The organism is Massilia sp. Root133 (assembly GCF_001426525.1).
GTDB lineage: Bacteria > Pseudomonadota > Gammaproteobacteria > Burkholderiales > Burkholderiaceae_D > Telluria > Telluria orientalis.
Genome location: NZ_LMEW01000034.1, coordinates 1 through 22,454, shown reverse-complemented (window position 1 = coordinate 22,454; position 22,454 = coordinate 1). Strand labels below are relative to the sequence as shown.

The window sequence follows — 22,454 nt, the reverse complement described above, 5'->3', positions numbered from 1 at the left end:
TCCTGTCTATTTTGCGACCTGTTCGGCAAAGCGTCCGTCCGGCGCCGTGATGCGTACCGTGACGCTCGCCGCCGCGCCGTTGTACGTCAGGCCGTAGCTGGTCACGCCGTGCGCGCTGTTCAGGCGGACCAGTTGCCACGGCTGGCCGGGCAGCGGCGCCTTGCCGACGACCGGCACATCCGCGAGCGCCATCTCGATCACCGTGACCTGGCCGGGCAGCTTGATGATCGGGCCGCGCACGACGTCGAGAGTCTCCAGCGCCACCGCCTTCTTGGCGAGGAGGGCCGCCACGCCATGCGGCTGCACGATCGGATGCGGCACCGGCGCCGGCGTCAGGATCGGTTTTTTCGGCGCGGCGACGGTAACCTTGATCGTGTACTTGCCGCCCGCGCGCGGCGGGATCGGCGCGCTGGAGCGCCACGTGGCGTTGACCACGTTCGGCTTCACGACGTGCATCTCCAGGTCCAGCACGTCCGGCGCGGGATCGACGGGGCCCGACGCCACGGTGAGCACGCGTTCCGTGGTGCGCCCGAGCGGATCCGTCATGCGCACCACGACGGCCACGCGGTCGTCGACGGAGCCGCGCCTGAGCCGCAGCGCGTACTGCGTGGCGCTGGTGCGCCAGGTGCCGCTCAGCGGCGGCGCCGGCGGCGCGGCGGGGACGGCCTGCAGCTCGAACGCTTCCAGCAGCAGCGGGTCCGGGGCGGATTTCGACGGGCCGCTCAGCACCTGCGCATCGACCGCCAGCTTGTGCGGCCCCAGCGCCGTCTTCGCGACGGGCGCGGTGCTTGTGAAATGCACCAGCACGTCCTGCACCGGGCCGCCGGGCCACTCGGCCGTCAGCGGCGACAGATTCGGCGGCCCATCGGGCGGGATCACCACCGACATCGCGTTCGATGGCGGCGAGCGGCCCGGCAGCAGGGCGCGGTCGGGGTCCGGATGCGCCCACGCGACGGCGCGGTACCACACTTTTTTCCACGAGCCGTCCGGCTGGTCGGTGCCGGTGGCGTCGGCCAGCGCCGCGGCGTCGCCGTCGAGGCCGTGCACGGTCCAGCCGCCGCCCGTCGCTTCGATCGCGGCGACGGGCGGGCCCATCGTGTCCAATGCCATCGCGGCCGCTTCGACGCGCGTGCGGAACAGCTGGTAGCGCGCGACGCGGGCGCCGGGCTGGCTCGCGAGGTCGACGTGCACCGCGAACTTCGGCGTCGCGGCCGGCTGGTCGAGGCGGCGGATCTCCAGCCGCGGCGGGGCCGGCGTCGCGATGTCCGCCGCCGCGATGGCGACGACGCGCTGTTCGTTGTCGGCCGGCGCGGGCCAGTTCGATTCGACGTTGCCCGCGTTGACCGCGACCATCGTGAACAGATGGATCTCCTTCGTCCCGCGCGGCAGCACGAGGTCGGCCGACGTCTCCGGCTGCGCCTTCGTGTTCACGCGGGTGAACAAGGCGCGGAAGTTGTCGGTGGACGCGGCGAGGCAGTCGCGCAGGAACGCCAGCCGCTCCGTGTACGTCTGGGTCGGATCGGGCGCCGGGCGATCCGGATCGCCGACCTTCGCGAGGATCGCGCTCTCGGTCGCCGTGTAGATGAAGTAACCGGTCGCGCCGGCGGCAGGCGCCCACGATACGCGCGCGTGGTGCTCGCCGCGCGCGTCCGCGAGGCTGGCGCGCTTGACGATTTCCGGCGGCTCGGGCGCGGGCGGGATCGGGTCGGACGCGTAGGCGATGTTCGGCCCCGGTTCCATCGCGGAGCCGGAGACGAGCGGCGCGAGCCAGGCGCTGTCGCGCAGGGGCTGGGCGCGTTCGCGCACGCGCGTCCACACGGCCACGCCGATGTGACCGTTGGCGTTGTAGTCGAGCTGGAGGCCGGAGACGGTGATGCGGTAGCGGCGTACGTCGTCCGCGCCGACGGGGCCGGGCGCGACGAGATTGCCGTCGATGTCGAAGTAGTCGACCGTGACGTTCGGCGGCAGCGGCGAGACCTGGTCGCCGCTGAACGGCAGCACGAGCGGGGCGGCAGGCGGCACGGCGAGCGATGTCTGCAGCCCGGCCGGCAGGGTCGTGTCGGGCGGCGGCGTGTGGGAGCGCTGGGGGGCGCCGAACAGGCGGCTGCGCAGTTCGATCCGCAGCGGCCTGCGGACTTCCCAATCCCACGCCAGTTCCACCGTCAGTGTGCCGGCGCACACGCGGCCCGACGCGGGCACCGCGGCATCCAGGGCGCAGCGCAGCACGCGCGGGCGGTCCAGCGCCGGCTGCTGGTCCGCATGGTCGACCGTGCCCCACACGGACCACTGGCCCCAGATGTCCTGCAGCGCGATGCCGTAGCGCAGCGCCAGCCCGGCCGCCGTCAGCGGCAGCACCAGTGAGGAATCCACGGCCGAGTGGCGGGTCGTTTCCTTGTCTTTGGCGTTGCTGGCGAGCGTGATCGGGGCGAGGCCGCCGCTGGGGCGCGGGCGCATGATGGCGTCGGCGGCGACGGCGGGCGTGACCGGGTTGGCGCGCGCGAACGCGAAGCTGGACGTGGTCAGCAGCTTGAAGCGCGGCAGGCGGTCCCACGACACGCGCGCGGCCGCGCTCCACGGCTGGTCGGCCGCGTGCGGGCGGCTGTGCGATTGCGCCTGCGCCTGCAGGGCGTTCGGCGCCGGCGGGCGCACGGGCGGCGGCGCGCCGATCGCCAGCGCGGCCATCTCCAGCGGTCCGGACGTGCCGTCCATGCCTTTGTCCCACGTGGCCGTCACCATGAAATCCATCATGCGGCTCGGGATGGCGACGGCGCCCGGCGTCACCGAGCCGCCGGACGTGACTTGCGCAGCCGGGTAGGCGGTGCCGAAGCCCAGCGCCAGCGCGAGCAGCGGGTCGCTGCCGGCCGCGATGAAGGTCAGGCCCAGCGGGGGCAGGCTCGCCGTGGACGGATCGCCCAGCGTGCCGCCCGCGCCGCTCGGCCCGGGAATGTTGACGAGGTCGCGCTGGCGCGCCTGCAGCACCGGCGGCATCTTGAGGACGGGGTGCAGGCGCGGCAGCAGGTCCTGGCGCACTTCCTTGACCAGGCCGTCGAAGTCGGGCAGGGCCCATGCGGGCGCCGGATTCGGCCCGAGCGTGCCGGGCCAGCCGAAGGGCGCGGCGCCGCGGCGCAGGCGGTCGCGCGCCGCACCGTCCGGCGCCGTCAGTGCGCCGACCATGCCCTGCTTGTCGGCGTGCCTTCCCACGTCCGACCACGCGGACGGCTCGACCGGCAGGCCGACGATTTCCAATGGCCGCCACGCGTCGGAATTGGCGTAGTCGTGCGCCGTGATGCCGCGCACCGAAAGCACGCCGACGGGGCCGGGCGACGCGATCGCCACCGCGACGATGGACGTGCCCCACAGCAGGACCTGGCGCTGGCCGGTGCCCACGGTCTCGATGATTTCCAGCGCGTCGATCGCCACCGGGCCGTTCAGCGCGGCCAGGTTCGCATTGGCGGCGGTGACGTCGACGTCGAGCGTGACGTACACGAGCGGGTCGCCCATCCACCACACGATGGTGGCGCCGTCCTGGTTCTGGTACGTGTGGAAGGGGATGTCGCGCATCTCCTTCTCGGACGGCAGCCGCGCCCACACCGTGAACGGCCCGTCCGGCATGCCGTAATCCTCGTCCGGCAGCTCGGGCGCGAGCTGCGGGTTGATCGACCAGCGCAGCTGGGCCATCGCATAGCCCTCGATGCCGCGCCGGCGCCATTCCTCCGCCCAGCGCTGGTCTTGCGGATCGCGGGCCCGGTTGATGTGCGCCCAGTTCGTCAGCGCGGCGCGGGCGTAGAAGCGATAGGGGTCGACGACGCGGCTCATGCTTGTTCCTCCCAGGGTGCGCTCAGCAACGAGACGTAGGTGATCTTGACCGGGTCGGCCGGCCACGCGGCATCGAACAGATAAGGTTTGTCGGCGAAGCGTTCGCGCTTGAGGCCCAGCGCCAGGCCGTCGGCCCCGCGGCTGCCCGGCTTGAGGATGACGATGGCGCGCTGGCCGCCCGGTGCCGGGATCACGCGCTGGATCACGTCCGGCGCGCCCGGCATCTGGGCCAGCTGCAACCACGTCACGGGCAGCATCTCGTAGCGTTCGGGCGCGCTGGGCACCAAATCGGTCACCTTGGTCGGCACGAGGCGCGTGCGGTGCAGCGGTTCGGGCGAGTCGACGATCACGGCCACCGGCTGCGGCGGCAGGGCGGGGTCGGGCTGCTCCCACAGTGCGACGACGCGCGGCGCGGCCGGCGTGCCCATCGGCCCCAGGCCGGCCGTGATCATCGCCTCATCGAGCTCGCTGCCCTGCGGCGCGTGGCTCGCGAAGGTGGACGACAGCGTCGCGATGCGGCCCGGCTCGACGTAGCGGTGCTCGGGGCGCGTGCCGAGGAAGGTGTTGGCGAATTCGCCCAGGGTGCCGTACGCGGACGTCGAGAACGAGCGGCGCAGCACCCGGTCGCCGACCGTGTTTTCGGGCGCGCCGGCGTCAACCGCTTCGATGTCGACCACGTAGTCCGTGTACGGATCGAGCGGGATCGGCACCGTGACCTTGCTGTGGCGGACCACTTCGGCCTCGAAGTCGACGCAGGGCTTCCCGCCATCTTCCAGTAGCACTTCGCGCACGCTTTCTTCCCACGGCGACAGCACGCCGCCCTTCACGTCGTGGAGCGTATCCGCGTTGATCGGGAACGGATGCGGCACGGCCGGCGTCGAGACTGGCCGGCGGAACGAGGCCGCCTTGATCCGCACCTGCAGCTTCTTGCCGTAGGCCGCGTACAGCTGGCTCACGTCGTTGGTCGCGAACACGAACGACAGCGGCTCCTGCCCGAACACGTGGCTCTCGCCTTCTTCCGGCAATGTCGTCAACACCCACGGATCGAGCTTCTTCGGTGCGTCGTCGTCGGTGCGGAAGTGATACACGCGGCTTTCCGTCGTCGCGTCGATGTCGTCCGTTTCGGCCGCCGTCGGACGGGTGTCCTGGTCGCTGGTCTGCACGGTCCACTCGACCTTGACCTGATAGGCCGTGTCCGGCGCCAGCAGCGCGTGGCCGCAGGCGTCGTCCGACAGCGCCGCTTCCACTGCACCGTGATTGCGCGTGGTGGTCGTCTCGTCCCAGTCGTGGCGCGCGATCTCCTCGGCATGCATGAATTCCGCCACGGCCAGATAATAGGGGCGCATCAGCAGGCGCTGTTCTTCCGGCCGGATCGGGTCGCGCATGCTCTGGCCGATCTCGATCGTATGGACCTTGTCCGCGCCCTTGACCTCGACGACCACCGGCAGATAGGCCTTGTTGCCCTGCGTGGACGTGGTGCCGCCCAGCGCAGCCAGGTAGCCGGCCGCGAGCTGCACGTCGTCGCGCCATGGGCCGGCGCTGCTCATCCACTCGGCCGGCACGGGCTTGGTCGGCACCACGTCGGCCAGCGTGACGGCCTGCTCGGCGAGCAGCGTGCCGTCCTTGGCGCGCTGGCGCACCAGCACGTTTTCCTTGCGCACGAGGGTGGACAGCACGAACAGCAGCAGCCGTCCGGCCGCGATCTCTCCGCTGTGCAGGACGATGCCGTTGAAGAGTTCCGGCGGGCGGAAGCCGAGCGCCTTCCACGCCTGCTTCACGGTCTTTTCGTCGGCCGGGTTGCCGAGTGCGATCACGCGGCCGTCGTCGTTCAGCGGGCTGGCCAGCACCTTCGCTTCGCAGCGTTGCGGCTCGGTCGGCGACGTGGCCGCGGCGGCCAGGTGCACGGCGGACGTCGCGAGTTCGGCGCGCGACAGCGGCTGCCCGGCCTGCAGCCTGGCGGCCGTCGCGGACCACGTCAGGCGCGTCGCGGGCAGCGCATCGATGCGCTTGATACCGGCGACCTGCGCGACCTGTGCGCGAACGGCCCGGCGTGGCGCGCCCGTGGTCGGATCGACCGTGCCCGGCACCGGTTGCGGCGTCGGCTTCGTGTCGCGCGGGCAGGGCGCCGGCGTGCCGGTCACGAAGGCAGGATCGATGCCGCGCTTGCGGTCGACGAGGTCGATGCCGCAGCGCCAGCACTCCGTCACTTCGAGCGTCGTGACGGGTGCGCGCGACCGTACCGTGTCCGGCGGGTCGGGCCACGCTTCGCCGTCGACGATCCAGCCGTCCTTCGAGGGGCCCAGCTGCTCGTAGCGGAAGGTCCACAGCACGGAGGTGGCCGGGGCGGCCTTGTGGCAGACGGTGCCCCAGCGCTCGCGGATCGTCTCTTCCTGGTACTCGCTGCGCGTAAAGGCTTTCGGCGTGGCGTTCGGCGTCCAGGCCAGCAGCGCGAGCTGCACTTCGAGTTGGGCGCTGGCCGGATCGATCGGGTTCTTGAGCGTCCACCAGACCGATGGCTTGTCGCCGTCGCCGACGGGGCCCGCCAGCTCGACCTTCGTGATCGCGTAGCGCACCCAGTTCTTGCCTTGTTGCTGCCAGCCGTTCTCCGCCGCGCCGGGGTGGTTCAGCGGCGCGCTGCCGAACACGGTGAGACCATAGTCGACCGGCGGCACCGACAGCATCAGCACGGGGATCGCGTCGATCGGCACCACCGGCGTCTTGTCCGTCACGCTGCCTTCGGTCGCCGTGCCGATGGCGCCGTCGACGGGGCGGTCCGTGCCCGTGCCCAGCACCAGCGCGGGCGAACGCGAGACGAGCTTCAGGTCGCGCACGAGCGGCGGCGCGGGCAGCTTGGGCACGTTCGTGGCGCCCAGGTGGAAGTCGACGCAGCCTTTGATGGTGAAGAAGAACAGGTCCACTTCGCCGCAGATCTCGCCGTCGATCTTGGAGATGCGTTCGCGCCGGCCGTCCGGCAGCACGTTCTCGCCGACGTCCACGTCCAGTTCCGCGTAGGCGCTGATGCTGAGGATGAACAGCACCAGTTCGCCGCGCACGTACAGCCGGCCCGCAAGGCGGAACGGGTCGAAGCCGAGCACCGCGTCGAAGCCGGCGCCGATGCGCAGGTACAGCCGCGCCGGCACGCTGCCCCAGGTGAAGGCGGCGCGCAGGCCGGTGCCGATGGCGAAGCCGTAGACTTGCGGCAGGCCGGCGTCGGGATAGGCGGGCAGGCCGTTCCCGGACAACATCAGGTAGCCGGACGCGTCGATCACCGACAGGATCGTGCATTGCACCGGGTCGCTGCGCTGGCCCAGGTACAGATGCCAGTCCTCGCCCTTCTTGAGGTTGAAGAAGGCTTCGATCGGCACGCGGATCTTGATGAGCGGGTCGATCGTGTAGTCGGCCACGATGCCGATCGTGAGCGTGCCGCGGCCGGCGTCCAGGTCGATCACGGCCAGCAGGTTGCCTTCGGCATTCTTGTCCTTCAGTGCGGGCATCGGCTGCAGCAGGCGCGCCTTCATCATCAGCAGGATGCGCGGACCGGGCAGTTCGAGCATGAACACGCCCTTCAGGTTGAACACGACGCTGCTGCCCATCGTGCCGATCGTCGCGCCCACGCCGAACGCCCAGTGGTCCGGATTGCCCTTCCACGCATCGGGATTGGTCGGGTTGCCGTCGGCCCGGTTCTTCAGCCAGTCGAGGGCGATCGTGGGCCCGGTCAGGCCGTCCTCGTCGCGCGCGTAATGCATCGCGAACATGCCGAGGAAGCCGTAGATGCCGAGGCCCGAGCCGCCCAGCGGGATCGCGACCGGCAACTCCAGCTCCAGCGCGACGAACACGCCCGTGCGGCCTTCCACATGCGTCACCTTGAGCACGGCGCGCACGCGGGTATCGATCGGCACCAGCTGCAGGTCGATGGCGCCGCCGACTTCCTCGCCGAGCTCGAAGCTGCCCTTGCCGACCAGGACGCCGGGGATGTTCACGCCGGCGCCGAACGCGGTCAGCTCCACGCCGGCCACGCCGCCTTCCTCGGCGAATTTCAGGCGCACGCGCGCCCGGTCGAACGTGACGACGCCCAGGTCCGCATTCAGACCGAGGTCGAACTCGAACGACAGCGGATTGGTACGCGCCACGCGCGCGCCGAGGATCTTGATGAACTGGCCGAGCGGATCGGGCACTGTGATGCCGCCGCCGCTGGTCAGGTCGATCGAATAGCCGCGCGACGAATCGAACACGGGGCGGAACTGGAAATCGCGCTCGCCCGGCGTGTTCCCGAAGCGCATGCCGATCGCCTTGTAGCGCACGGACAGCGGCGACTTGCGCGGGATGGTCAGCAAGGTGATGCCGCCGATCTCCACGTTCGCCGACACGGCGGTCTCGATGTCGCCCAGGATCGCCACCTCGGTGCCGTTGGCGCGCTTGCGCACGGCGATCTCGCCGCCCCACAGCACGACGCGCTCCACGTTGAAATAGCCGGCCTGCGCGAGGCCCGTCGCCAGCGCCACGCCGCCGATCGCGAGCACCGCCGGCACCATGTCGCCGGACGCCGGGTTGGCGGGGGCGGCGGCGTCGAGCAGCGGCGCGAACAGGGCCGTCATGCCGAGCAGGTTGCGGCCGAAATTGCCTTCCGCGAGCAGCGGCTGGCCGGGCAGCTGGCCCGTCATCACGAGGCCGTCCTTGTCGGCCGGGTCCGCGCCCAGGTACGCGAGTGCGCTCCAGTCGCCGGTCGCGTTATCGATCTGGAAGACGATGCGCGCCTTGATCACGCCGTCCATCGGATTGCTGCCCATGCCGCGCAGGACGGGCTCCATGCCCGGATCGCCGCCGTTCTGCTGGATGAACTGTTCGGACGGCGTGTTGATGTCGAACTCGCCAAAGACCTCGACCGCCACGAACTCGTCGCGCACGATGCGCACCTTGGCGCCCAGCGCGCGGAACCAGCTGGGCGGCGTCGGTTGCGTCGGGGCCGGGTCGGGCGTGGTCACGGGGATCTGCGGGACCTTGGTTGCGCCGCGCGACACCGTGCCTTTCGTGACGGTGCCGGACAGCGGCGCGGCCGGCAGCTTGGCGTCGGCGCGCCAGTTCGTGCGGCGCGTGTCGAGGTCGGAACTGCCCACCGGGCCGCGGCCGAGGAGGGTGAAGTGGAAGTTCTTGCCCGGCGCCGCAGCGCGGATGATGTGCGCGAAGGCCTCCGCGCGCCGGCGCGACAGCAGGAAGTTGTAGTCGACGTCGTTCGGGTCGTCCTCGTTGCTGGCCCAGCCCGTGATCTCGATGGTGGAGCCGGCCGGAACGCGGTCCAGGCGCGCGGCGTAGCTGCTGCCCACGGGGCTGCCCGTGAACGGGCTTTCCGGCGCGTCCGTCGCGGCCGGGCCGGTGCTGGAATTGGCGGGCCTGGTGACATCTGCGGTGGGCGTGGGGCCCACGGTGCCGGGCAGGCCCGCCACGTAGTCGATGCCGGTGGTCGGGTCGTGCTCGGGCAGCTGGTTGTTGGTCGGGCGGTCGAAGCGGAAATACGCGCTCACCGTCTCGGGCCCCGCGCCCACGGCCGGCGTGGTCGCCTCCACGTCGGCCGACTCGTTCTCGGCCAGTTCGATGGTGCACTCCTCGCCGGCGGGATAGTCCTGCGCCGGCGCCGCGGGCGGCTTGCGCACCTTCCACGTGGTGGCGGGGTTCGGCGGATCGAGGGTGATCGTGATGCTCGAATTGTTGCGCGCCTTGAGGCGGAACGGCGGCGCGCCGACCGGCGTGCCGTCGCGCGTGATGCTGTCGGTGTCGAACTGCGCCTCCGCGACGATGGGCGTGCCCGGCTTGGTGCCGCCGGTCTTCGGGCCGGCCGCGATGGTCAGCTGGGCCGGCGTGCCGCCCCCGCTGGCCGCACCGACGACGATGCTCCCCGCGCCGTCGCCGCCCAGGTCGACGTCGAACACGTTCGGCATCGATGGCGCGCTGGGTGCGAGCGGGCTGCCGTCCAGCGCGGCGGTGAAGGTGTACGGCGGGCGCTGGCCGGACGCGTCGACCACCATGCGCGTACGTTGCGGCAGCATGGCGGTGGCGGTATCTCCCGTGCGCGTGATGCCGATCGGCTGGTTGCCGGGGCCGTAGAAGCGCGCCGACACGCCGATCGGCGCGCCCTGGTTGATGACGGCGACGTCGAAGTCGCCCGTGATGCCGGGCGTGTTCCCGAGCCCGATCAGCAGATTGCTGGCGCCGGCCGACACGGCGATGTCGTTCATCCCGTGCGGCGCCACGAACAGGCGCACGATGGGGAGGTACAGGCCGGTCCAGTTCTCGTCGTAGCCGAACTGCGCCAGCACCTCCGGCGGCGTGTAGCCGTTCGACAGGTCCAGTACGGCGCTGCGGAACCCGAAGCCCACCACGTTCGAATCGCCGATGAACGCGTATGGCGGCGTCATCGTGATCAGTTCGGCCGTACCGAGGTCGCTGCCGTCGTCCAGGCTGGACGCGCCCAGGCTCAGGAGGTTGAAGGCGAGGACCCCGGCCGCATCCTGCGCCAGCTGCATGCGCAGCTTGGGTAGAGTGAATGACACGACCGTGTTGGCCGGGTCGCGTTCCAGCAGACCATCCGACTCGCGCAGCTTCGCGCCCTTCAGCATCGGCGGGCGCAGCACGACCGTCGTGAGCAGCATGTCGAGCGAGAACTGGGCGCCGGGGTAGTCGGACACGGGCATGTCGATCGGCAGCGTGTCGAGCACGTTGAACACGTCCGTCGTGGTGGCCGGCACGCCCGACGCGGCCGCGATGATCGGGGAGCCCGTGCGCGGGACGAACAGTTCGAAGGCGATCTGCGTATCCTGGATGTCGATCCACGGATCGCGCCGGGTCGGATCGTCCTGCGGATGCAGGCCGCCGGCGGTGGCGGTGACGGTCAGGCGCGCGTTCGGCAGGTCGAGCACGGGGCGCGCGGACACGGCGAACCTGGCCACCCCGCGGATCGTCGTGCCTTCGGCCGCGCCGGTTGCCTCGTAGTGGTCGACATAGATGGCACCCAGCGCCGCCTGCCAGTCGCCCAGCGTCGTGCCGAGCAGTTGGTAGGGCGAGACGAGGTCGAGCAGCGAAAGAGGGAAAGCAGGCATTGCGGTCTCCTTCAGACGTCGATGACCCGTACGGGCGGCACGCGGCCTCTCGCACGATGAGATTCGAAACGGCGGCGGTTGTTTTGGAGTTACGGCGCACTGGCCCCGGCCGCGCGAAAGTGGGCCGGGAAGAATGTGTTCTTGTTATTGAGGCGGAGTCGACTGGGGATAATTTAAACGCAATTTTGTTAAATCACAAGCGGTCGGTTGCAAAATATTCGTAAATATGTTTGTTGCTTATTCACTTGGGATAACGGAGTAGACGGAATGGTCGTGGCTTGGTCTTTTGGTAAGAGAGGTTGATCAGCAATTAACATTTATTGCAGCTTATTCCTAGGTTCGTAGCCGAGTCATAAGGACGAGATCAGCTTTGCGCCGCAGGCTGTGAGGTCCTGGTCGTATGCGACCCGTCTGTCGTCGTGCCTGCGCGAGTCGGCGCCAGGGTGGATGGAAAACTTACCCTTACATTGAGGGCAATATGTAAAGTCCCCTTCGAGAGCGACCCGCTTGCCGAGCACGGTGAAATCCTGCGCCGCCGAAATCACCTCTCCGCCGTGCGTGGTCTTGTCGCCGAGGCGGATGACACCTCGTCCTTTCTCGTCTTTCATGTTGCCCTCGTTTGAATCCGTTACGCGATATTGCGTGCCGTGTCGGTGTCCTGATTGGCGGCCACGGTGTGGTCGTCGCTACCCAGGAAGATTCGGCGGTAACGCCAGTAGCCAGTCATTTCGCATGCCGGATGGTTAAATCCAGCCAGCGAATCGTGTACGAAGCCGTCGAACAATGCGGCGAACGAGGATGGTGTCGGCTTTGCGTGCTGGGCCTGCGCGAACACCTGGCGGGCTTCGGGCTCCAATGCGGACGTTGTCGCAAGATCTTTTCTTGCGCCCGTACTAAGTACATCTTTGAAGATCGCAAATGTTCGCTCGCTCACGCTCATTGATGCGGATCGCGTCATTGCAGCTGCGTCATCGACGAGGCTCTTGTTGAACTTCATCAAAATTTCTCGTTCGGCCGGACTTGCTCGCTTGACCTGATTCGTCAGGTGAAAATTGTTGCGTATTTGCCACCGCCAGTTGAGATATGGTTGGAGCCATTCATATATCGGACGGGGCGCTAGTGTGGCTTGCTTAACGAAATCCTCAAAGGCTTTGGCCAAGTCGGTGTGAATCGCGAAGGTGTTGTAGTTTTTAGAATCCGGTTTGGGTCTTTCCAAAGGGACACCGGCCGCGATAGCGCAGTCCAACATGTGATTCAACGGCACCTGGGACAACTTTAATGTGTCGCTTTCTACCGCGATGCCGAGTTCGCCCGGCCGATAACCACCTCCAACATCGCTATGGGCACCTGGGTACGCGTGCTGGACCCATCCAGGTGCCAATTTTCCATCGACGCCGATCTCGTCTAGTGGGAAATTTCGCCGGAGTTCATGCATTGCGATCATATGCACACAATTTTTCACAGCGGGGAGTACACGCAGTGATTCGGCACTTGCCCATGCGCCATGGCCACCGGTCGAGTTTGTCACCAACGATGACAAGCCAGACCAGAATCCTGCGGATGCAACCGTGTCAAAAATTCCTAAAAACCTGAAACGCAAGGGCACTCCGGCAAGACGCCCACCAACTAGTATCTCATCCAGCCAGTTACAAAATACACGCGCTTCCGCCGCGCCTCTGGAAAATCCAAATACGTCAACGAAACATTCGACCACTTTGGGCTTGCCTTCTCTAAGTTTTGCTTCAAGGAGCCCTGCTTGCCGCGTTAGGAATTCTCGGCGAATATTGTTGCTGCCAATCTTTGTTTGTAACAGCCCATTTTGTATGCCGAGTTTGCCGAGTTTCTCTCGGTCTTCGCCGTCATTCACAGATAAACTGTTACGGCATAGTGCAAGAACTGTCTTCTCGCTAAACATATTTTCTTTAAAGCAACGGTAGTGCAAAGCGTTAAAAACCGACAGCAAGCCGAAAACAACTCGCCCTTCACAACCAAATGCGCATCCAGCGTTGAATTTGCTTTCGTTATCCTCTCCAATTTCGGGGAATCTCGTCCCGACTCCTGGTATATATTGCGAAAAAGTGCCAGTGGTCGCATCGCGACAGTATGCGTTGAATAGTCGCGCAATGTTGGTATGTGAAAGCTTTGGTTTATCTCGATCCATATTGTTGTTTGTTCCGTCAAAAAATATTCCAATGTTCGCCGCGGTTTCGCATTTCTTGAAATCGTATCCTTTTTCCGATATCACACGTTTCATTTCGGAAATGGGAGCATCTTTTGTTGGTGCTACAATTACGTCAGCTCGCTTCATCTCCAGTCTCCATATTTTTTTTTGTCGCGTTCGATTCTACGCTCTAAATCGGCCATTTCTTCGGCGGTGTAGAAAGTATCGACTACTGCGCCTACTGTGGCCTTTTTGCTTGCATCGGGATCTCCCCAACGAATCGGATGCTGCTCTGCCTCGGGGGCGAACGAGTTCACAACAATTCGCACGCGGCCTTCAGGAAAGAAATGCACCCAAAAGCGGTCGCCTTCGGAATATGCCTCTACTGGCACCTGAGCACGGTATATAGCGACGAGTTCTTCTCTTGCTACCTGTATGCCATCAGGCTGTAAGATGACGTGAAGTACCTCCCATCGGACATCGGCTGTAAGACCCGGCGACCATTTTTTCGGAATCATCAAGCAGCACACGATGCCACTAGATCCACTTCGGGAGATGTTGTCACCGATTTCCTTATTAACCGAAAAATGACTGATCAGGTATTCACTTCCCATGTGATGGACGCCAGATACCGTAACTGGAATATGGGTCTCCACGTTGAAGTAGTTAATGTTGAGATAGTTGTATGTGAATGTACAAAAAGCGATCAATATTCCGCTCAATAATATGGATGTAACTGGATACCAACGTATGAAATTTGGGATCGGAATCTTCATGATTATTCCTTGAAAATAAGTTGCCGTGCCATATTTCCCCGCGGTTTTGAATCTGCCCAGGTGTAGTGTCAACATTCCGCCATTTTCTTGACGAGATCCTGTAAATTTTCCCGAAATGCATTGGCCTCATCCATGGCGAGAAAATTTTGGATCTCATTTCTACGCAGGACCGTGCCGCGACTGATAAGGGTGGATTCAGTCAGAAAAAGCAAAATTGATGCATTAGAATTTCCTGCGGCGCGCCATACCTCGCGTGCTGCGAGAGCCCATGTATGCTGCTCCGCCGTGTTTCCGGGCAAGGGCGTAACATGACGCATCATTTTTACTTTGGCGATGCAGTGGTCGGGCTCACTGGCCTCGTCGAGTGCGGCAAGTTGATCGTGGTTCAGGCAAAACGGCGTCGATGCGTATGCCACCGGCTCGGCGGGTGGTAGTGAAGTAAGCGTTCCCGATCGGTCATGGACTCCCCAGCGCGAGATCGGACCCTTCATGGTTGCCCATTGTGCCGTGGTCAGTACGGCCGCCAGCGTGGCGAGAACCGTGCCGTCGGCATACCTGAGCGTGAACTGCTTGTCGTCAGGAGCGACGATAAAAATGAATTTGCGCAGATGTTGGGCGATCTGTTCAAGGTTCAGTTCAGTTTCGATGATCGACACGTGCAGCGCGGGTGCGCGCGCGTTCACGTAGCTCATGACCAGGTCGATGTCTCCGGCTTCATACGCGGCGTCGAGGTCAACGAGGAGTGGGCTGACTGCCAAGGCATAATCGGGATAAATCGGCTCAAGCCATAACGGACGATTTCTTGAATCAACTTCGGTGTAGCTTGCCGACACTTCCTCCAACAATCCGTTGTCGATCAAGAGGTACGAGGATACGTTTTGGTGTCCACTATTCATTTCGCCTCCACCAGCGGACTGTGCGCGCGCGCCGCCATGAGCAGGCAAGGGATGCAGATGTCATGGTGCGGCAGTTCGTCAGGGAACTGCACTTGTGTCGCCTGCTTGGCAAATGTCTGATGATCGGCGGCGTACATGTAACTGTTGCCTGTCGTTTTGCCGATGATGCCGTCGGCGCTGATCCGCAGTTCACTGCCGCCGCCATAAAGACAGACCCCTTTCCGCGCTTTGATGTTGATCCAGTCCGTCGTGCTGATCAGGTCCATCACTTTCTTTGCAAGCAGTTCGATGCTCCCGTCCTGCGCTTCGGTTCGCATATCTCCACGCGCAGCGATATGTTTCATGCCGCCGTCGTTCGCAAAAATGCTGACTCCATGGGCCGCGTGTGTGGAAGTTCTTCCTCCCGTAGCGAAATGCATGTCAGCGGCCGTGATGAGGTCGATATTTTTTTCGGCACCGAGAGCAAGATTCTCGTTGCTCGCCATGATGATGCCCGCCGGCCCGCTGATCGCGACGATAGGGGCACCGCCTGAACCGCTGCCTGCATCCGCGATATTGGACCCGCTGTCCAAATTTCTAAGCTTGTCAACGAGCTGTGTCAGCTGTGGGCCATTGGCAGGATCCTTTGCATGGTTTTCTGCGAGTTTCGCGAGCTGATCGGCGATATCGCGTAGCCCGTCAGCGAGGCCGATGAGCTTTGCCCTATCCAGCTGATTGCCATCGGCACGATCGCTGCTCTCGGAGGTGATCAGCACCCCTTTGCCTCCGCGAATCGCGACGGCCTTGTCACTCCGTAGTTCGGCGCCTTCGCCACGGGGCTCGCGACGGTTATCCCTTGGATGAGTCAGCCAGCCAAGATTCAGCTGCGAAGTGCCATCGTCGCTTGCGAGTTGAGCGCTGATTTCGCGTGGCGTGTCGTCAAAGCGCAGCTGGTTCGCGCGTACCCCGTGGACTTCCTGGCTACGCATACCGGAAAGAAAGCGCGTCACAGGCAAGTTGGCGCGCGCACTCAGCGGGGGCGGCAGGGCCTGTCCATTGAAGAGCTGGCTGATGATAATGGGTTTATCGGAATCACCGCCGAGAAAAGCCACCAGAACTTCGGTTCCGACTCTGGGCAGAGTCAGGGTGCCGCATTGGGAATCGCTACTGCCAGCCCAAGTTGTTGCCACCCTTACCCAAGCAGAAACGGCACCAGCATCCGATGGGTTGGTACCGAGGTCGTGTTGACCATCCCTCGGGTATGCAGCTGGAAACCGGATCTTCACACGGCCGTATTCATCGCAATGCACGACGTCGTTTTCGTCTCCGACCACGATGGCAACCTGTAACCCAGGGTCACGCAGGTCAGTACGCGGATCGAATGATGGAACGATTGGGACGGAGCGCCTCACGGCTTCGAAGCGCATCTGAAAAGGGGTGGCTGCCCCATCTTCGGTTCTGGCGATAAGGGAACCGGAGCCACCGTGCCAGCCATTGCACACGAACAGCCGGTGTATTCGGTCCTCCAGGCTTTTTGGCAGGTTATTTCGAGCCCTGACTTCGAGCGAGGTGATGACGAAATCGCGCTCGGTCTCCGGATGACGGTCGATCTCCGGGTGGTCTTTTATCGTGAAGTATTCGCCTGCGCAGAAATCCCGTACGCTTCCTTCTCCAGCGAAGTGTTTCGCATCGAGCTCTTTACGCTGCATGCGTAGCAAGCCGAGGCGGTGCAGATCTCGATCGTTCGCGCCGACATGCGGCGATTCGACGATGAATTCCTGCACTCTGTTTGCCAACTCGTTTCCCGAGCCCCCTTGGTCAGCCTTGGTGGGAGCCTCAGCGAACATCCTTGGCACGTTCCCCGGCTGCTTATAATCCCAACTGAAAATGCTCGAGCTGCCCGCTTGGAACTTGCGTACCGCGCGCCAACGCGTCACGGCGTCCCGCTCCTCGGTCGCGGCGTCGCGGTGATAGCGGATGACGCCAGCCGCGTTTCGCGTCAGGTCACTCTGGTCATCGAAAAGCACAAGGGTATGCGCCGATGTGAGTTCGGTTGCCCGGTTTTGTTCTCGCCAGGCCCGATTGCGACCGGGGCGAAAGCACCAGGCGATGCCGGAACGTGCCAACAACCGGCGTACGAATGCAGCATCCGATTCGTTGAACTGTATCGTCTGTTCGCGTTCCGAATACCTGTCGAGCCGAAAGCCGGGGGCAAACTCAAAGTCGAAGTTGCCGATCAGCGCACTGTTGAGTTGTGTCCATTCCTTTAGCACGACCGTTGCAATCTGCGGCCAGCTCATTCTCCGGAAGACACGTGTGTTGACGCGCTGGTCCATGAATGCCATCGCGTCGCTGACGACGAGTTGGTAGCTCGCGATCGCACCATCCGAATCGCCTGCACAGGCTTGCGAGATTAGCCCGCTGACCTTGCGCAATTCTCTACGGTCATTAACAAATTCAAGTGTGGCCGGTAAGCCGATGAACTCTTTCAATGGAAGAGTGACAGAGGTAGCAACGCAATTGACCTGGTATTCAAATCCGCCGCATACGGACTCCGATCCTGTGACAACCTGTGGAAGCAGAATATCGTCGGTATAGGCTTGGCGATGGAAGAGCTTCAGCCGGATGGGACGATGACTCGAATTCAGCCACTTTTTCTCGCGAATGAAGTTGCCCAGTTCGTTATCGTCTTGCATCGCATCCTCCCATAGTTACCTATCGGAACCAGCGAGCATTCTGGCACTTAATGCAGCGACGAAATTGAGTATTGGCAAAGCCTGTGGTTAGGTTGCGAATAGCTTAGCCATGCATAAGAAAAAACCCGGAAGCCGCACATTGGCTTCCGGGCTGCGTTCAGGTCCTCAGGACCGATCAGAACCTGCGCACTCCTTGCCGACGCCACGCGCCCATCGCCAGCACGGCAACCAGCATCAGCGCCGCTGTCGACGGTTCCGGAATCTTCGTCAAGCTGCTGACGCGGGTCGAGGGCGCCGCCACGAGGATCTGTTGACCGGCGGGTGCAAACGGCTGCAGGAACAGRTTRCCCAGGTCGCCGTCGGCGCCCAGGTAGTGGGTCGTGTCGAACAGCGCCCAGCCGAACGTCGTGCCGATGTCGCCCGGCAGCATGSTGAAGCTGACGTCGAAGCCGAACTTGCCGCCCAGCTGGATGCCCTGGACCAGGTCACCGCCGCCGCCGGCATTGCCGAACACGAAGGTTCCGGGCGCGGTGCCCGTGACCGTGCCCGTCAGGTCCGCCGCGCCGTCGAGCGCGCCCGTCAGGCTGCTCACGATGGCGGTCGCCGCCGGCGCGCCGTCCAGGCCCAGGAAATACNAGGTCACCGCCGCCGCCGGCATTGCCGAACACGAAGGTTCCGGGCGCGGTGCCGTGACCGTGCCCGTCAGGTCCGCCGCGCCGTCGAGCGCGCCCGTCAGGCTGCTCACGATGGCGGTCGCCGCCGGCGCGCCGTCCAGGCCCAGGAAATACAGCTCCAGGAAAGCCGGACCCGAACCCAGCGACGCCGTGTCGATGTCGACGTGGTAGAGCGGGGTGGCGGCTGCCTGGCCGCAGGTCCCGGTCAGCGCGGCCGCGAGCGTCAGCCAGGATAGGAAGTGCTTGAAGCGAATCATGGTCAGGTCCTTTACTGGATGCTGAAGAGGGCCGGCGTGTACGCGATGCNCCCAGGAAATACAGCTCCAGGAAAGCCGGACCCGAACCCAGCGACGCCGTGTCGATGTCGACGTGGTAGAGCGGGGTGGCGGCTGCCTGGCCGCAGGTACCGGTCAGCGCGGCCGCGAGCGTCAGCCAGGATAGGAAGTGCTTGAAGCGAATCATGGTCAGGTCCTTTACTGGATGCTGAAGAGGGCCGGCGTGTACGCGATGCTGGCTTTGTTCGGGTTGGAGAAGGTGGTCGTCAGGGTGACGCTCTGGCCCGCGGCCAGGCTGGTGACGGGCAGCGCCATGTACGGCACGCCRTCCTTGACGCCGGTCTGGGTGTCCAGCGTGACGCCGGCCGTCAGTGCCTGCAGGCGCAGATGCAGCGGACCCGTCAGCGTCTGGCTACCCGTGTTCGTGATCGTCACCGTACCCGTGTACTTGTTGGTGAAGCGGTTCACCGTCAGGCCCGAGCGCGCGATCGATGCGAAGGAGGTCACGTCCGCCGATTTATCGATCGACACCGTCACCGCGTGTGCCTGTTCGGTGTTGCCCGCCCAGTCCGTGCTCCAATAGCTCACCGTGTGCGTGCCGCTGGTATTCAGCGTGACGGTGTTGCCCTTCTGCTGCGCGCCGCCGTCGACGGTGTAATACGTCGCCGAGACGCCCGAGCCGCCCTGGTTGTCCGTGGCCGCGAAGGTGACCGTCGCGTCCGTGGTCACCGTGCCTTGCGGCGCGGTGGCCGTGGTCACCGGAGCGATCACGTCCGCGCCGTGCAGCGAGCCGTGCAGGCGAATTTCCTTGATGGTGCCGAACCACGCGTTCGGGTTGTACACACGGATGTAGCGGTAAGGCACCAGGCTCGTGACCGGCAGTGTCTGCCAGTCCGCCGTCGACTTCGCCGCCGGGGTCAGCGTGGTCCACGCGGTGTTGTCGTTCGAGCCCTGGAACACGAGGCCGTTGACGCGCGTGTAGTACTGGTCCTGGCTGCCGATGACTTCGGTGCTGGCCAGCCTGACCTGGTTGCCTTCCTTGAAGTCGAAGACCACCCAGGCACCCGTGCCGGAGCCGCCCGAGCCGTTACGGAAGTCCGAACCGGTGCCCAGGTTCGCGTCGAACAGGGTCTTCACGATCGTCAGCGTCGTGGCAGCGTTGCGGTTCGTGGTCGAATCGATCAGCGTTGCGATGGTCGGAACGTTCTGGATGAGGTCGCTCTCGTCGACCAGGTTCAGCGCAGTGCTGTCCGTCGTCTCGGTGACCTGGTAGCCCGGCTTGCCGTCCTGCGTGACGTAGTTGATGGCGAACTTCACCTGTCCCGGCTGCGTGCCCTGGGGCAGGGTGGCGGTGGCGGTGTAGGTGAGGTTGTCCGTCGTGGTGAGCGCGGCGGGGAGGCCGTCGATTGTCACCGCAACGTTGCTGATCGCTTCCTTGGCCGTGAAGTTCAGTTTCACGGTATTGCCGGGCACGATACGGTTACGCAGCGCCTGCGCCGAGCTGATCGACGCCGTGGCGATCCGGTTGGTCGACGTCGTCGCACCGTACAGGCGCAATTCGGTCATGTTGCCGAACCAGGCGCCGGCGTTGGTCATGCGAACATAGCGGTATGGCGTCGTGTCGGTGATCTTCAGCGTCTGCCAATCCATCGTGTTCGCCGCGGCAGTCGAGATCGTCGTCCACGTCGTATTGTCGTTGGAACCTTGTACCAGGGTGCCGGCGATGCGGCCCGAGTACCGGTCCTGCAGGCCGATGACATCGACCCGCGACAGTGCCACGGTGCCACCGCCCCGGAAATCGAACTCGACCCAGCCATTGTTGCCGCTGCCGTTGAGGCGGTAGTCGGTACCCGTCGTCAGGTTGTTGTCGAACAGACGGTTGACGTTCGTGACCACATCGGTCGCGTTGCGGCCGTTGGAATCCGTCACGGTCGAGATGTCGACCAGGTTGCCGATGTAATCCTTCTGGTCGGCGATGAACAGGGTCGACGAATCGGTAGTGAACAGGACGGGTTCGGCGGCGGTGCCGTCGGCGGTCTTGTAGTTGAGCAGGAACTTCACCGGTCCCGGCGCCGTCGTGGCCTTGACGACCGCAGTCGCCGTCCAGTTCAGGTTATCCGTGGTGGTGACGGTGGCCGGCTCGCCCTGGATCATGGCGCTCACGTTGTTGATCGGCTCGGTCGACTGGAACGACATCTTGATCGTATTGCCGGGCACGACCCGGTTCCTCAGCGCCTGGTCGGAGCCCAGCGAAACACCGGTCAGCTTGTTGACCGTTTCATAGCGGGTGCCGAAGATCCGGAATTCGGTCATCTCGAGGATGTTGTACGACCAGAGCAGATCGACCATGGAGATCTTGAAGAAGCGATAGCGCTGGGTGCGGAACTCGTCCGCCACGTTCAGCGTCTGCATCTCCTCGACCATGCGCGTCTTGTCGGGCGTGATCTGCGCCCAGTGCTCGAGGTCGTTGGATGCGAAGACGGTCGTGCCGCCGATCCGTTCCGGGAAGCTGCCGGGCGGCTTGAACTGGAACGCGGTCGCCGCCACCTTGAAGCCGGGGCCGAAGTCGATTGTCTGCGTGCGATTGTTCTCGATGGCCGAGCCGAACGGGATGTTGGTGCCGTCAATATCGTCGATCCCGTTGGCGGCAAAGGTGCCGAAGTTCGTCACCAGGTTCGTCCTGAAGAACAGGTTCGGGTAGTTGATGCTGCCGTCCGGTAGCAGCGGGGTCAGTTCCTGCAGTCCCGAGACCGCGGTGCGCAACGTCGCCAGCTTCTGGAAGTAGTCGGCGTCGGTGCCCGACCCGATCGTGTTCTGCAGGTCCGCGTAGGCGGCCTGGTAGTTGTTCTTCGTCGACGTGACGTACAGCGTGTCCGGCTTGACCACCGCCGTCACGGCGGTCACCACCGCCTGGCGGTCGGCACCCACGACGACGATCACCCGCTTGGTGGTGACCGTGGTGCCGTCCGAGGCCTCGACGATGAGCGTGTACGTGCCGGCCTGCGTCGGCGTCCACGAGAAAGCGCCGGTGCTGGTGTCGAACGACGCGCCCTGCGGCAGGTTGTCGATGTTGTAGGTCACGACGTCGCCCGCGGCCGGGTCCGTGGCGGACAGGTCGAGCGTCACCGGGACGGTGGCGCCGGCGTAGGAGTACGCGGTCGTGTCGCCATTGCCGGACTTGAAGGCCGGCGGGCTCAGCAGGGTGCTGGACTGGATATTGATGTGGTCGACGTCGACCGTGGTGCCGTTGCCGGTGACGGTGAGCGTCAGGAAATCGGGCATGTTGAACGGCACCACGACGTAGCGCCACTGGCCCCGCGTGTTCGGCAACGTGATCGACGTGCCGTTGAGGTCCAGTGTCGCCTGGCCGTTGGTCCGGATGCGCAATCCGATCGAGGTGGTGGGCCATCCGTACGTGTACACGGCGTACCGCGTGCCTTGCGGCGTGGCGGTGGTGCGCACGAAGCCGGTCGAGCCTTCGGTCTGCGCCACCGTATTGCTGTCGTACGCCGTGAACCGGTCTTCCACTTCACGGTACGGATCGACGATCGGAATGCCCAGGTATTTGCTGCCTTCCGCTTCGGCGGCCTTCGGGATCGCCAGCCAGAAATCGCCACCGCCGTCGGTGCCGTCCCAGTTGTAGGCCTTGCGCTTGGCGAAGATCGTCGTGTAGTTCGGAAGGAGGTGTTCCACGTCGAGGCCGCGCACGTACTTGTAGTAGTAGAAGGCTTCCCACGTGTTCTGCGAGAGCCGGCCGCGATACGCCCACGACACGCCGTTGTACATCGCGCGGATGCTGCCGTCCGGATTGACGCTCATGGCGACGGGCACCCATGGGATGTCGTAGCCGACCATGAATGTGCTCCACAACTCATGGACAGCCAGCAGGCGGTCATCCATGAACTCGTACGGGCCCACGGCGTTGGATGCCGTCGACGGCGTGCCCGCCACCGGATCGACCTTGGTACCCTGCGCCAGCATCAGGCGCGCGAGGATTTCCGAGTTGGTGAGGTCGCCGGCGCCGTGCGCCTGGTCGCGGCCCATCTCGACGTGCTGGATCTGCGGCGGAATCTCTTCGCCGGTGGCGTCA

At 64.8% G+C, this 22,454-nt stretch carries 8 protein-coding genes and 1 pseudogene; all 9 read right to left on the bottom strand.

What is annotated here, in order from left to right:
- Window positions 1–6 precede the first annotated feature (6 nt).
- Window positions 7–3,816: a hypothetical protein gene (locus tag ASD28_RS24660; protein WP_056134883.1), complete on the bottom strand. Its 3,810-nt coding sequence runs from the start codon at window positions 3,814–3,816 to the stop codon at window positions 7–9.
- A complete protein-coding gene (locus ASD28_RS24655; protein WP_056134882.1) occupies window positions 3,813–10,907 on the bottom strand; it encodes a hypothetical protein in 7,095 nt (2,364 codons plus the stop codon). The genes ASD28_RS24660 and ASD28_RS24655 overlap by 4 nt, the downstream gene beginning before the upstream one ends.
- Window positions 10,908–11,257: 350 nt before the next feature.
- Window positions 11,258–11,515, bottom strand: coding sequence for a PAAR domain-containing protein (locus tag ASD28_RS24650; RefSeq protein ID WP_056134879.1), 258 nt, complete (start codon window positions 11,513–11,515; stop codon window positions 11,258–11,260).
- 20 nt (window positions 11,516–11,535) lie between these two features.
- Window positions 11,536–13,215 carry a DUF2235 domain-containing protein gene (locus ASD28_RS31390; RefSeq protein ID WP_082577367.1) on the bottom strand — a complete coding sequence of 560 codons (1,680 nt, stop codon included), beginning with the start codon at window positions 13,213–13,215 and terminating at the stop codon, window positions 11,536–11,538.
- Entirely contained in the window at window positions 13,212–13,844 is a 633-nt protein-coding gene (locus tag ASD28_RS31385) for a DUF3304 domain-containing protein (RefSeq protein ID WP_162252962.1), read from the bottom strand. The genes ASD28_RS31390 and ASD28_RS31385 overlap by 4 nt, the downstream gene beginning before the upstream one ends.
- A gap of 68 nt (window positions 13,845–13,912) precedes the next feature.
- Window positions 13,913–14,740, bottom strand: coding sequence for a DUF4123 domain-containing protein (locus tag ASD28_RS24640; RefSeq protein WP_082577365.1), 828 nt, complete (start codon window positions 14,738–14,740; stop codon window positions 13,913–13,915).
- Window positions 14,737–17,415, bottom strand: coding sequence for a type VI secretion system Vgr family protein (locus ASD28_RS24635; RefSeq protein WP_056134870.1), 2,679 nt, complete (start codon window positions 17,413–17,415; stop codon window positions 14,737–14,739). Before ASD28_RS24635 ends, ASD28_RS24640 begins: the two co-directional genes overlap by 4 nt.
- A 175-nt stretch (window positions 17,416–17,590) precedes the next feature.
- A pseudogene (locus tag ASD28_RS33395) lies at window positions 17,591–18,050 on the bottom strand (NF038129 family PEP-CTERM protein); the annotation flags it as partial.
- A gap of 512 nt (window positions 18,051–18,562) precedes the next feature.
- Window positions 18,563–22,454 (bottom strand): OmpL47-type beta-barrel domain-containing protein (locus tag ASD28_RS24625; protein ID WP_200951835.1); only part of this gene is annotated, 3,892 nt, incomplete at its 5' end.

What these genes read in the sequence shown, in the direction of transcription:
- ASD28_RS24660 (WP_056134883.1), bottom strand. Translation starts at nt 3,816, where the DNA reads ATGAGCCGCGTCGTCGACCCCTATCGCTTCTACGCCCGCGCCGCGCTG.
- ASD28_RS24655 (WP_056134882.1), bottom strand. Translation starts at nt 10,907, where the DNA reads ATGCCTGCTTTCCCTCTTTCGCTGCTCGACCTCGTCTCGCCCTACCAA.
- ASD28_RS24650 (WP_056134879.1), bottom strand. Translation starts at nt 11,515, where the DNA reads ATGAAAGACGAGAAAGGACGAGGTGTCATCCGCCTCGGCGACAAGACC.
- ASD28_RS31390 (WP_082577367.1), bottom strand. Translation starts at nt 13,215, where the DNA reads ATGAAGCGAGCTGACGTAATTGTAGCACCAACAAAAGATGCTCCCATT.
- ASD28_RS31385 (WP_162252962.1), bottom strand. Translation starts at nt 13,844, where the DNA reads ATGAAGATTCCGATCCCAAATTTCATACGTTGGTATCCAGTTACATCC.
- ASD28_RS24640 (WP_082577365.1), bottom strand. Translation starts at nt 14,740, where the DNA reads ATGAATAGTGGACACCAAAACGTATCCTCGTACCTCTTGATCGACAAC.
- ASD28_RS24635 (WP_056134870.1), bottom strand. Translation starts at nt 17,415, where the DNA reads ATGCAAGACGATAACGAACTGGGCAACTTCATTCGCGAGAAAAAGTGG.